General features: G+C 48.9%; 6 protein-coding genes. 2 read left to right on the top strand and 4 right to left on the bottom strand.

Annotated features, from left to right (window positions below):
- Positions 1-56: 56 nt before the first annotated feature.
- Both AC6I7T_RS00635 and AC6I7T_RS00640 read right to left on the bottom strand, forming a co-directional pair.
- Positions 57-257: a cold-shock protein gene (locus AC6I7T_RS00635; protein WP_497788260.1), complete on the bottom strand. Its 201-nt coding sequence runs from the start codon at positions 255-257 to the stop codon at positions 57-59.
- A 2,650-nt stretch (positions 258-2,907) separates the two neighbouring features.
- Positions 2,908-3,354 (bottom strand): DUF4231 domain-containing protein, encoded by a 447-nt coding sequence (locus AC6I7T_RS00640; RefSeq protein ID WP_497788261.1) that lies wholly within the window; start codon positions 3,352-3,354, stop codon positions 2,908-2,910.
- 446 nt (positions 3,355-3,800) lie between these two features.
- Here AC6I7T_RS00640 and AC6I7T_RS00645 point away from each other — a divergent pair, with 446 nt between their 5' ends.
- Together AC6I7T_RS00645 and AC6I7T_RS00650 are read left to right on the top strand one after the other, a co-directional pair.
- The gene (locus tag AC6I7T_RS00645; RefSeq protein WP_497788263.1) at positions 3,801-5,279 is read left to right on the top strand and encodes a TIR domain-containing protein; all 1,479 of its coding nucleotides are present in this window, start codon (positions 3,801-3,803) and stop codon (positions 5,277-5,279) included.
- On the top strand, positions 5,276-10,165 hold the full coding sequence (locus tag AC6I7T_RS00650; RefSeq protein WP_497788264.1) for a DUF2610 domain-containing protein: 4,890 nt from the start codon (positions 5,276-5,278) through the stop codon (positions 10,163-10,165). Before AC6I7T_RS00645 ends, AC6I7T_RS00650 begins: the two co-directional genes overlap by 4 nt.
- A gap of 212 nt (positions 10,166-10,377) precedes the next feature.
- Here AC6I7T_RS00650 and AC6I7T_RS00655 read toward each other — a convergent pair whose 3' ends face one another.
- Positions 10,378-11,571, bottom strand: a complete 1,194-nt coding sequence (locus tag AC6I7T_RS00655; RefSeq protein WP_497788266.1) for a glycoside hydrolase family 27 protein — start codon at positions 11,569-11,571, stop codon at positions 10,378-10,380.
- A 54-nt stretch (positions 11,572-11,625) separates the two neighbouring features.
- The gene (locus AC6I7T_RS00660) at positions 11,626-13,962 is read right to left on the bottom strand and encodes a glycoside hydrolase family 2 TIM barrel-domain containing protein (RefSeq protein ID WP_497788267.1); all 2,337 of its coding nucleotides are present in this window, start codon (positions 13,960-13,962) and stop codon (positions 11,626-11,628) included.
- Between the last annotated feature and the right edge of the window lie 10 nt (positions 13,963-13,972).

A 13,972-nucleotide genomic window follows, 5' to 3' on the forward strand; every position in this document is an offset into this window, starting at 1 on the left:
CCGCTAAAGGAAAAAGGGCGGTCTTGATGGCCGCCCACTTCCTTGATATCTGTCTCTTAGGCAATCTGCACGTTTTCAGCCTGAAGGCCCTTTTGACCTTTAACCACATTAAATACCACGGCTTGGCCCTCTTGAAGACTACGAAAGCCATTGCTCTGAATGGCAGAAAAGTGCACGAAAACATCCTCACCATTTGGGCGGCTCAGAAAGCCAAATCCCTTTGCATCATTGAACCACTTTACAGTTCCCTGTTCCATTAAACTTGTTCCTTTTGATTGGTATACCGCTGAACTCAATTTGGAATTGGTTGCGAGTAACGGTATGTCACGGAACAAGCAAAAAAGACCACATCGGATTCTTCGACTTTATCTAGGATACCGCAAATGGGCTACGAATTGTGGGATGTTGAGAATTATCCCTCAAATTTCATTTCCCTGCTTTGAAAGTACCGAGCTCTTTGAGAGATAGATCTCTATATTTATGTGTGAAAAACGAGAAGGATGTACCTAACTTATGCATTTAAGCATAGTCTCGAGTTGAAGGCCCTCAACACCGTTAGGGGAAGGAAACGACGGCGATGACAGTCTCCTGTTCAGCAAATATTTTCTACAGAACCCATATATACGTGCGGAGCGGGAACTCGTCGAAGCTTCCACTAATTTTCACGTGGCTCAGATGATTGGTTTCTCGGTTTTGACTAAGCTCGAAGAAGCACATAGTGCCTGGTGTCTTCCTGGAGAAATGGGTCAAAGGACATCAAGCCGGATGTCTTCTTTGCCATTAGCTAGCAATATAACCGCGTCAAAGCCTGTTGTGCTTACGATGCCTTCTTTTCAAATAACTTGGCAACCTACAGGACGAGGGACAGGCAAATGCAGATCTTGTTAACACAAAGGGGGAAAAATAGACGGTGCGGGATCGAGCTACAGTATTGAAACAAGAATTCTTGCCCTTGTGCGATTTACACCATACCTCAATGCAGAGAATTATGGTGGAAGAGACGGATTCAGAAGAAAATCGATTTTTCCACAGGTGCGAACGGCGCGATTGTTCTCGTATCTACCGCGAGGGAAACGGTTATTTAGATATTTTCGAAGGAAAGTTCGATAATTCGCGAGCCTACGCCAGAATCTGTGCAGCCTGCGGAGCAACATTATATCTTGCTGAAGTAAATCATGTATTGAAAATAGAGAATTGGGAATGCCCGCAGATAAGCTGCAATTATGTAGAGGAAACCCCATCACCATCCTCACGATAGCCAATCTGAGATGTCCTCTTGGAACTCGGTTGATCTATCTGGAATGATGAGTGTGGGCTCGGTTCAAGCGGCCCGCTTCCTTTGACCTTTACGTTCCACCTTTCCTAGATCCCCAATAAGCGTGATTATTCCAGAGCTGAAGCGCACAAAATCATGGAAGCGTGTACTATCAGAAATAGGATATCTAATCCGTGCTTTGCGGCATTCTGCATAGCGGGCTGGACATTCGGAAAGCAGAGGTCCAACCGTGCGTTCCCAGCAGGTCTACCGCGCTCTTATACATGTTCCTAATCGTTTTGCACTGTGTAGAGTCACTTCCATTGCATTGAAGAAATTACATCGATCCCGTACTCGACCAGAAGACACCATTAACGAAATTCTAAGGGACATTGATCGCTATAAATCTCGTCGGCCGCGTACCTCACAAAATGTAATAGGTGCGGAACCTGTTGCAGATCAACCTGGCAAACTTACAGAGGGCCTCGATTCTCAACGTCAAGTGAAGCCTGCTGTCGATCCAGATTTAGTCTTTGTGGGCTATTAGAAATCTCACTATTCTGACTCCATTCGATAATGTAGACTCAGATCCGTTCATGATCTATTTCCAATGATTTCTCGCCTCCAGTCGTATGCTTTGCTCTAGACGAGCACCTTTCCCGTACGTACACCCATGCTGGAGTGTGTATGACGATTATCAAAAAGTCAGATGTCAAAAACCATCTCTCGTCCAGATTGCGTAAACCATCGTTCGTTCCCCCACAAACTAGGCGGCCAGACGAGGACGCTCATCCGTCAAAGGATTTAGATTCAACAGCAGTATCGGAAAGAGTTGTAGAGGACCTCGTCGATAAAAACAGCGATAACGCTGGCACCCGAACGTGAACCCGTCTGCTGTTTTCCTGCGCGAACAGTGCAGACGGCCTGACACGCTTTCAGTTGCACGGATTTCTTTCAGCGACAAATGGCTGTCAGTTGAAGAGACTCCTTGTCTGTTCGAAATGCAGATTAAGAGTGCTGGCTGGCGATGTGTTTGGATCTCGGGCGAGCGGGTATATTGTGGAATTTCTCGGAGCCCGAAAGTAGCGCTAGAGCACGCCACAAATATGGCGCTTCAACAGGTGCGCCCACATTTCAATGCTGCGAGTATTGAGATTATATGGCGCGCACGATATTGGGGCATTGTTTCGCTCGTAAAGGTAAAACTCCGCGCGTGCCACATCCAACAATATCCTGCACTTAGCCTGATTGACGAAATTACAATACAGCAACTTCGCAATGCTTGGATTTCAAGAAGATCCTCCTATTCCACTATAAGCAAATAGGAAAGACTTAAAGATCGACTTTGACTCTCTTTGACGTACATAAGCTGGAACCAACGGCAAATCACCTGTATCCCATCTCTGAAGATGGAGCACTCTATGCTGGTGAATAATTGATCTACTTTCTTCCTCTCTTCATGAGAGAGGTGGGGTACCGCTGATTGCTTTCAGGTCAGCACTTGGCGACTTCGTTGTTGCCCTCTTCCTCTTGCTGCTTCCCTTGCCCGATTCAAACTTCGCTTTGACCCATCTGATTCAGCTCCTGACCTCGTGGGGTTTCACGACGAAGGATGAGGTTTTCCGTGTAAGTAACTGAAGCCAAGATTCATATCACATCCTTTTGTTAGGCTCTTGCTGTACCGATGCCCATTTTGCATGTTCTTGTGAAACTAGAGATTCGATCCTCTCGGCGAGTAACGCGTGCGGGTTGGCAACATTTGCATATAGCGATGCTTTTCCCAGATAAATGAACTTTTCGTGTTTAAGTAATTCACATGTAGATCGATAAGTAATCCAATTCTGTTGGTACTGATTGAGATGAAGCAGTCCTTCCAGAACGGTGATGATTATGCCCAACCCTCCGGTAGCATAAGCTACATGCGGTATAGGCAAGGTCGATAGAAGAGGAATTGTCGCCGCAGCAATGATCTCAATGACCTTGATACGCTTGTATGCTTTGTGATTGGCGAGACTGTTCCTGTCATACCAAGCAATCTGATCATCCAGACGAGCCATAACCGGATCAGGTGAATCAGAATTCTCAACCTGTATGCTCATAGGCACGTCATTCTAGCCCGTTCCAGAAAGCAAAGAAAGACGACCTGCTGGCGGTTGAATCGTAATGTGCTCTGAGATATTCTCCGTGATATCTCTTTTGATAGTTGGGTGATGTCTACTGAGCAAGCCTGAATTCAGATAGATAGATGTTGATACCCACGAAATTTGCCATCTATTCAAGAGCAAATGGTGAAAATGGGCGAGTTATCTATTCCAACGATTTCGTGTGGCGGCTCGAAAACGGATCGGCATTTATTGATTCACTTCATATCGGTCCATAATATTGAATTTCAATGAGGTTATAGAGAATTCGTCGTTAAGACCACCCAAGGCCACGTAAACTGATTTCGTATTAGGCCGCTTTGCCAAATGATTTACAGTCCTCCGATTAACTGGTCAAATTTTGCTAGAATGGCGCCGAGCATCCTCTGATTTGAGGGGGACGTGTGACAATTACATCAGGCTTCGAATACGATGTGTTCGTCAGTTATGCCCATACTGACGATGTACGGACCGATGGCAATGCCGGCTGGGTAGCAGACTTTGTACGCCGCCTCGAATTAGCTCTTCGTCAACGTCTTGGTGGAGTTGAGATTCCTCGAATCTTCTTTGATAGCCATGACACGGGAGCCAATTACCATTTGCCGGAGTTGCTTACAACAACAAAGCAGTCCGCCCTGTTTCTCGCGATCGGTTCGCCTAGCTATGTTGCTCACGATTGGCCACGTCGTGAACTTGAGAGTTTTACAAGGCATGCAGGAGATGTCTCTCGAATCTTCTTGATCGAATGTCTCCCCCTCGGCGATGGGGAGGAATATCCGCCACCCTTGAATAATCACATTCGACTTGAGTTTTGGAAGCCTACAGGACTTCGGCAAATACCGATACCGATATCTCCAGCTTCAGATATTCAGGAATTCTCGATCCTTATTCATGCCCTGGCGTCGGATATTCGTGAAAAACTTCTGCGAATGAGGTATAACGCGCTGAACACAAAAAAGATAAGTTCGTCGAACTTACTTCCTGAAGGACGAAATGGGATTGTAGACACAACTACAACACAGAGGCACCGGATTACAGTTCTCGTTGCGCAAGCCACGGATGACGTTGCCGACGAAGCGGATCAAGTGCTGCGTTATCTGAATCAATTCGATGACGAGATTGATGTTTTGCCTCAATCCGGTTATCCCCAAGGGGGGGATGCTTTCGAGGAATCGTTTCGCAAGGACCTATCGCGAGCCGATCTATTTATTCAACTACTGGGCGGAAGAATTGGAAGGATGCCTCCCGATCTGCCGGAAGGTTATACGAGCTTCCAACTTCGAGTTGCCAAGGCTGATGGAATCGAAGTGATGCAATGGAGGCATCCGGATCTAGACCTAGTCCAAGTTAGCGATGCAACATACAAAGCCATGCTCTCGGCAGAGACTGTTATCGCATCAGGTCTTGAATCGTTCAAAAAACAGGTATTAACGTGGACTCGCAACCATCGTGTCAAAGCCCGCCCCCCAGTGTCTGGCTCGCAAGCATCAACAGTGTTCATCAATGCTGATGATGGAGATATGCCAATTGCTAGAGAAATTGAGCGGGAATGTCTGAAGAACGCGCTAACGACATTCCTGCCCATGGGTGGCTCTTCGGCAGAAGCCAACCGCAAAGACCTAGCCGAGAATCTGACCGATTGTGACGTTCTGCTATTTATCTATGGAGATACGACACAAGATTGGATTCGCACCCAGTTGCGATTCTTCGGGAAAGTCAAATCGAAACGTGAAAACGAACCAAGATTGCTGGCCATCTGCAGCGGTCCTCCATCGCAGAAGCCGGACATTGGCGTAAGCATTCCCAATGCGCATGTCATCGAATGCCCGGATGAATGGGACATGACCACGATTCGGAAACTCATTTTGAGTCTAGTCGCATGAGTTCACAAGAGCGACTGCCATACCCCGGTTTGCGTGCGTTTACTCGAGAAGAGTCCGATCTATTCTTTGGTAGAGACAGTTGTGTGGACTCGATGGTGAATCGTCTGGCCGCTACACGCTTTTTGGCGGTTCTGGGCGCATCAGGCACTGGCAAATCGTCTCTGGTTCGCACGGGTCTCTTGGACGCGCTAGATCTGGGCTTGCATCCGTGGGCAGGGTCCAGATGGGAAATCGCGGATATGCACCCAGGTAGCCATCCGGTGCGCAATCTTGCAGGCGCGCTTCTCGCCGCCCAGACTGGACAATCCCCCGAAACGGGCTCGGTCGATTTACTTTCTACTTTTTTGCTCCGTGGTCCGCGTTCGCTCACGGAATGGGTTAAGGGTGGCAACATTCGCCACGGCTATAACCTGCTGTTGCTTGTCGACCAATTCGAAGAGTTGTTTCGGTACGGCAATTATTCTCGGCAGGAGGAGGCGGAAGCCTTTGTGGCGCTGTTGTTGGAAACAACAACGATCCCGGATATTAATGTTCACGTGGTTGTGACGATGCGCTCGGAATACCTGGGCGCGTGCGCTCTGATTCCGGGGCTCGCGGAACAGATCAATGCGGGTCTCTACCTCACGCCACGCATGACGCGCGAAGAATGCAGGCAGGCTATTGTCGAGCCAGCGGCAGTCATCGGCTTTGACGTGGAACCTGCACTCGTGAATAGGTTGCTGAATGATCTTGGAAGTTTTGCGCCCTGGGAACCAGGCGAGGAAGTAGACCAAGCAGAACGTCTAGCGCGGCGGGCTGATCAGCTTCCGCTGATGCAACATGTACTGAACCGTTTGTGGGCTCGCGCGGCAGAACAGTCGAAAAACGAGCGCGTGGTGCTTCGTCTCTTTGAGTATGACGACGTTGGTGGCCTCTCGGGGGCTCTCGACGCTCATGGCCGGGAGATTCTCACAACCTTGGGAGTGCATCGACTCGCGACGGTAGAGATGGTATTCCGATGTCTTGTTAGTGGCACAAGCGTAGCCACGGCGGTGCGTCGGCCAACCAAGCTTGAAGAGCTTATCTCCATCACCGGAAAAAGGGATGAGGTAGTGAAGATTGTTGAGGCATTCTGTGCCCCAGACTGTAACTTTCTCCGTACATCGGAGATAACTTTAACTGACGAGGTGATTGTTGATATCAGTCATGAAAGCCTGATCAGACAATGGTTACCACTTCGCGAGTGGCTGGCCAACGAAGCTCGCGCAGTCGCGGCATGGAAACATCTAGTTGTAGCTCAGGAACGTTATGCGCTCGGCGAAGGTGGGTTGCTAGTTGGTCTTGACCTTCAAAATCTCGCCGCATGGTGGGATTCGATCAGGCTCACTCCGGCATGGGCAAAAAGACATGGAGGACAGTTTGAATCTGTGCACAGGTTTCTTGAGGAGAGTCGTCGCGCGGAAGAGCAGCGGTCTGACGCCGCTCGGGCAACAGAACTTCGCGAGCGAAACCGGCTTCGATGGTTCGTAGCTGGATTGGCTGTTGCCTTGGCTATTTTCGCGGTGTTGGGACTATATGTTCTGACTACCAAGAGACAACTAGCAAAAACGAATGCAATTTTGCAAATTGAAAAGAGCGACGCTGATCGCGAGCGTGACCAAAGAGAGCGAGAATCAAACGAGCTGTCCAATCTACTTCTTTCGGACGACTTTAGCAACGTGGTGGGGCTGGAAGGGCTGAAGTCACGGGTCATGGATATTTTAGCCAAATATAAGTCGACCGATATTCGTGAACAATACGGACGAGCGCGCCTTCTAGAGGCAACCGGAGATGCACAGAAGGCATTCGCCGATTACAAAACCGCCTATGAAAACGGCCTAAAGCAAATCAACTCTCTCCCACGGGGACAGCTTCCTCCAGAGGCGCTGATGGTCAGTTTTCTCAATGACGCCTATTACTACAGCTGGTTTTCCATGGACATCGGCGAAACAGAGCAGGGGCGAGAAGGCATGGAATCGATGAAGCACGTCGCTGAGCCCTACAGAGTCGAAAACGCCAGTCAAGGTCTCCTCATTGCTTACAGCCGTCTTGAAAATCTCGAGTCTCGGGCCGACACCGACCTCGAGGAAGGTGCTAGCTTGCTACACCGTTTGCAGCTCAAGAAATCAGCTTTTGATCACACCGTCAACGCAGCGAGATTGGCGCGGATGGCAGCTTTAGGTCGAGCACCCACTATGGATGCAATGGGAATTCACTTTCAATTCGTAAAGAACTTAGCTGTTGTTGAGGTGAGTGACCCCAAAAAGCGGGATGAAATGAAAGAAGCCTGCGCTGAAGCATCCGAAATGATAAAGAAAAATCCTCTAGATGGAAGGGCAATCAACGCCCATGTCGAATGTCTTCTCGATGATGCCTCGGCACTTGTGGCTCTGGGTTTGAAATCACAGAGCCAGAAAGCACAGGGGCAAAATGGGAAACTCATTTCGAATGAGAACTCGTCGGCACCGAGAACCCCGGAAGCACAAAAGAACTTCGACGAGGCAGAGGAGAAATTGCAAACCGCATTGGGTGGAATTAACTACCTGCTCGGCATGTATCCCGACAATATCAACCTGTTACTTCACAGAACGGATGTTGAAATTGCGCTGGCGGACCTCTGGCGTAAGCTATCACAGAACGAGAAAGCGAAGAATTACGACCTCCGCGCCAAGGAGGACTTCGTTAAAGCATTGGCGACGAAAACACTCTTCCAGTCTCAATCAAACAGAGTGAAGGATCTGTATGTCAGTTTCAATGGAGTTAACTTCGAAAAGAGCACCGACGCCATCCAGTTCTATAAGGACATTGCGAATGCAATAGCTCCCAATCACGTTGCGTTTCCCAAAGCCAAAAGCTTCACCTATGTAGCTGACGACGCCAGTGATAATCTTGGCGTTCTTCTCAGCAGGGATCCTGCAAGCCGTACTGAAGCGCTCAAGTATCTATCGGCATCTCTCGATAGGCTGAATAAACAGGGCGTAATGCGCAATTTGGGACAATTCTCTGAGACTTTCGATACCTATTGTCGAACGATTTCGGAACGTCTGCGCCTATATGCCGCCGAGGGACAGCTTGATCGGATGACTTCCGATCTTAAGCAGATGAAAAGAGCCTGCTTCCCGGTACTCGAAAAGTATCCCTGGGATATCTATGTACGAGATCCAATTGTTGGAGGACTTTCCGAAGCAGGGCAAACCTTTTTCCAACAACGTCGTTACCAAGAAGCTCTGCCGGAACTGGAATATGCGTCGCATTGGGTGAATGCCAAAGCTTCAATTACACTTTCCCGAATGTACAAAGAGGGACTTGGTGTTACGCAAGATGCCAAGAGAGGGAAAGAACTCGAGGAAATCGCTCCAGGGCAGCACCTTACGAGGTTTACCATACCGGCCGATTTCAATGGAGTGAAATTTCCTTTCTACATCTATATCCGCGATTGGCCAACCGGTTACCCCTTCGAAGGTATCGACGATCAGGTCGTTTGGTTAAAAGAAGCTAGATCGGGAACAATTTCACCGGATATCGTGGAGTCTTTTCATAAACTCATGAAAATCGCCAAGGATAACAAGGTATCTTTCAGAGAATTGACCATCTATGCGTTGGGACAGACAGCCAACAATACGGCAAACAGAAGCGATACGGAAAAGTCTTTTGATACTGCCGAGGCTAGTTTCAATGGAGCTCACACGCCGACGAATCTTGTCGCATTACGAAAGTCAGCAAACGCTCTCCACGAAGAGAGCGTGAGGCAAAAGCGCTCCAGTGAGGCTGACAAAATTGATCTCGAACTGATTAACGATGCCGAGGACCTGGTGCGTGAAAGTCCTGTTTCAGGAAGTTATCGCGTGGCAAGTGATATCTACCTTGATGCAGGGGAACATGCGGGCGCAAAAGATAAAACTGCCGCTGAAAAGTACTTTGCTAGAGCGGAACAACTCGCCTCGCTGCTCCCTCAGGACAACGAAGAAGATGTATATCGAATAGTCGTGGTCGATGAAAGGCTCGGAGATCTTTATGTGAATAGTAGCAAAAATGAGTCAGCGCGAAATTGGTACACAAAGGAAGTCAATAATGCCCGCAAGCGATTTGCCATGAATGTTTCAGCATCTGGACTTCATACTTTGAGGAACGCAATCAATAAATTCTATCGGGTCGAAACAAAACTGCGCGAACTCGGTAATGTGACGACAGTCGAACGAGGCCTGGTTGAATCAGCCGAGAAACTGAGTACAAAGGATAGCTCTGATGCCGCTTTGCAGGAACTAGTTCTTTCCTACATCCAAACTACAACCATATCTTCAGAAACCGGCGACATGGAACAGGCAAAAAAATACCTGAATTCTGCCATAGAGAATGCAAGCAGGCTGAACAGTAGCTCTCCGAGTTCTGCGCGGATGCGTTCTGTCGTGTTCGAATCCATTGGAGAAGCTCAAGTTTCACTGGGTTTAATTGCCGATGCGAAAGCTGTCTTCCACGAAGCAGCCGTATCGATGGAAGCGTGCATACGCTCTTCTTCCACAATTTCTTCTGGCCCCTCTTCGGATAACAAGACTACTCTTGCTGGTCTCTACGGAAGTTTGTCATACAATGAGCTTTTGAGCGGCGAGTTCTCCAAGGCACGTGATGCCGCTCAAAAGGGTTTAGATTTTGATCCCTCCGCTGCCTGGATTGAAGGCAACCTAGCGGACGCATTGCTTCTTCTCGACAAGCAGGATGAAGCTATCGGTCATTACATGAAAATCCGGAAGGGATTCATAGGGACGCGATCACTCGTAGACGCCACAGCCGAGGATTTCACAATACTGAAAAAACTCGGCTATGGACGGCCGAACATGGCTGACATCTTGAAGAAAATGGAAGAAAACTAATCTGGTCGGCCCAATAATTGTAGCCGCGATGATTGGGGCGATCAGGTAGCTCACTTTTGCTAACGCTTCAAGCGGCTGTGGGATTTCAAACATTTATCATCGCCATGCAAATTTGACTGCTCGGAGACAATCGCGAGACACCTTCGCTCTTTGACAAAATCCTTAGCTGCTGGGAGGATTGGTAAAATCCCCCATCAAGAATCGTAGCCTCCTTAATATTCGGTTACGAGGATGAGGTTGACCCCGTGTCTTGGGACCAACATGGAATACTGATCTTCTAATGCACCGATATCTTTATGAGCCCATAAGTCACGGACCTTTGCCCGACGGAACCCTAGGTCCTGCAACCTAAGTGTGATCTTCTGCTCCGAATTGCCGCGATTGAATAGGCCAACCGCTTTTGCACCATTGCGAAGCGGCTTCGCCCAGATTTCAACCGGCCCGACAGCTGAGACCCGGTCGCCTTGAATGCCCAATGGATCCTGGTCGACGGCGATGACCTCACGATTGGTCAATATTTCACGAGTCGTTGCATCCATCTTGCTTAAGTCATTCCCTGCCAATAGTGGAGCAGCCAACAGCGCCCAGAGACTCATATGGGTCAGGTATTCCGTCTTGCTCATTCCTCCATTCCCGATTTCGAGCATGTCAGGGTCATTCCAGTGCCCTGGCCCGGCATACTTCGATAGTCCCGCCTGCGAGAAGCCGATAAGCGCCATTTGGTCGTACTTATCCTGAATATCTCCAGTCGTTCTCCAGAGATTTGCTCCTTCTGCAGGCCCCCACTCCCAAACAGCATCCAGACCGTATTGACAGTAACTATAGACAATCGGACGCTTTGCTTTGAGCAACGCCTGATGCATCTTCTCATAGGCTTCGCGCATGAGGTCGAATGCTTTGCGGTGCTCTTCCCCTCCATCTTGCTGCTTCATCAGATCGCCAAAGCTGCAGAGATCGTACTTAAGATAATCGATGCCCCATCCCGCATATGTTGCTGCATCTTGCTCTTCATGCCCATAGCTGCCTTCGTAATGAGCGCAGGTTCTGGGGCCTGGAGAAGAATAGATCCCCAACTTCAACCCTTTCGAGTGAACATAATCGGCAAGAGCTTTCATATCGGGGAATTTCTCATTCGGATGAATGATGCCCTGGGAGTCTCTCGTTCCCTGCCAGCCATCATCGATATTTACGTAGATGTACCCCACATCTTTCATTCCACTGGAAACGAGAGCGTCTGCAGCCGCGCGAACATCTTTGTCAGTCACCTTGGCGAAGAAGTGATTCCAGCTATTCCATCCCATCGGTGGGGTTGCCGCTAACTCACTCTTTTGAGCCAGAGCAGGAACAATCAGAAGAACAGATAGCAATGCACTCAAGACCACGGCATGTCGTTTCAATCTACACATGAAGATCATTAAGCCTTTCTACATTCTTATCCAGAAGCTCTCAGCAAATGCACACTAAACGAGTTCAGCAATAGCAGGAAGAACTCGGATCTTCACCTGCTGAACTCCTAGTCTGGGATGTTTAGCGCGCAAGATCACTGTTCCCGGTTTCTCTAGTGCACGAATCCAAATAGCTCCAGTTCCGCCAACAAGCGCAAATGGATTATCTCCGATGATCCGTCCCGGACCCTCAAGCTCAAAGACAACAGGATCATTTGCAATCGGACGGATGCGATCGAACTCATCTGTCACACGCAAGACAACACGAGTTGTGTCGGCTCCGTCAGCCAAAAGCTCCAGATCATCGGGAAGAGCTACGAACTTCCGATCTACGCCTCTTCCGGAAAAGGTCTTCGAAATGACCTGCTTCCCTCGCAAGAATCCGTCGATGCGGAGATCTCCCCAATTTCTGATTGATTCCCTGGAGAGTGGCACATGGAATGGCGGATAGCGAAGATGAGCAAACTCTTTACGATTGGGATCGGCTTCTGCAATCAGATGGAATCCAGAACCGTTATCGAGATATAGCTTCACGTGATCGCAATTCGAGCTGATAACGGCTGTCGATATGCCTGTGTTTTGATCGTTGCGAGCCCAATGAAACGCAGGCTCAAGAACTACCTCTTCCTCCGGATCACATTGCGACCTGTAGAAACCAGCGGCGGGCTTCGGTTGCCGGAAGATATCGGAGACTCCGTGATAACAGATACGATCTCCCGAACCGAAATTGGCATGCGTATTGTAGTCGAATGCACACCAACCGATTCCGCCGGAAAACTGAGGGTTTGAGGCGATCTGGTCATGAATGCGAGCATGTCGGAGCATATGCTCGCAGAGGCGCTCTGTGTTGTCGGTAGAGCGCGTTGGGAAAGTATGACCTACAAATTCAGTGTTCAGATAGAGAGGGTGATTGGGCGGCTGAAGGGGAAATCCAAAATCGTTATTTGTATAAACATCTTCGAGAAGTTCGGAGTGGTAATTGGAACGGATACCTCCGGTCTGCCGCGTTGGATCCAAAGAATGCGCCAATGTATTTGTCCGCGAGTAAAAGTCATGTTCGTCCTTTGACTCATTAATGCGAACTCCCCAAAGAATGATTGAGGGATGATTCCAATCCCGACGAATCATCCTGCTGACATTATCGACAGAAATATCCTGCCAGTCCTTATCTCCGATATGCTGCCATCCGGGTATTTCTTCCAGGACCAAGAGTCCCAACTCATCGCAGGCATCCAGAAAGTGCCGCGATTGAGGATAGTGGGAGGTACGAACGATGTTACATTTCAATTCCTGGCGAAGGATCTGCGCATCGCGGCGTTGCACACGCCCGGGCATGGCTTGCCCCACGAAGGGAAAAGTCTGATGCCGGTCAAGCCCCCGAAGCTTGACGATGTTTCCATTGAGAGAAAAACCACGGTCGGTAAACTTTGCTTCCCGAAAACCTATCCTGCGGCTCTCTTGATCAATTGGCAGATCATGCTCGAGCAACTGCACATCAACCGTATAGAGCTTCGGATTCTTCAGATCCCACAGCTGAATGGATTTTAGATCTTTCAGCGTAATGATCTGCGATACCCGGTTATCCGCTGTAGTAGCCAGTTTAAAGGGGGCGACTTCCTTGCTCAGGACACGCTCTCCATCGCGGAGTTCCACTGCAAGGGATAACTTTTGCGGAGTGCCTGGTCCGGAAACATCAAAGAAGCATTCGACCTCAACAGATGGCGATTGCGAAAGAGCATCGATTGGCCGGGCAAAGATATTCTCAATATAAGTTTGAGGAACGATACGGAGATTGACTTCTCTGTAGATACCACCGAAGGTCAGGTAATCTACCTCATAGCCAAAGGGAGGGATATCCGGACGCTCAGTAGAATCGAGATAGACGGCCAGAACATTCTCACCATCGAGGTCGACATATCGAGTCAGCTCATACGAGAAAGGAGTGTAGCCTCCTTTATATTCTCCGAGCTTTTGTCCATTGATCCAGACCGTGGATGCAGTCATCGCTCCCTCAAAGTCCACGAAGACTCGCCGGCCCTTGACATCGCGCGGCAACTTGAAATGCCGGCGATAGACTGAGACCACCTCGTAGCTTTTCTCGTCGAAGCTATGCCAGGGTAAAGTCATATTGGAGTGAGGAATCACCACGCGTTCAAAGCTTGAATCATCAAAATCCTTTTTATAAGCGCCATCGACCACCTTTGGACTAAATCGCCAGCCGCGGTTCATTGGAATTTTGCGAAGAGGAGAATTGGCTCCTGGAGAAGAGAATGCACTTTCTCCCAAGACAGGATTCACTACCGCTGCCCCTGCTGCCAATGTTGTGCCTTTTAAAAAATCTCTGCGATTCACTTGATCTTTA

The organism is Humiphilus diazotrophicus, assembly GCF_059726315.1.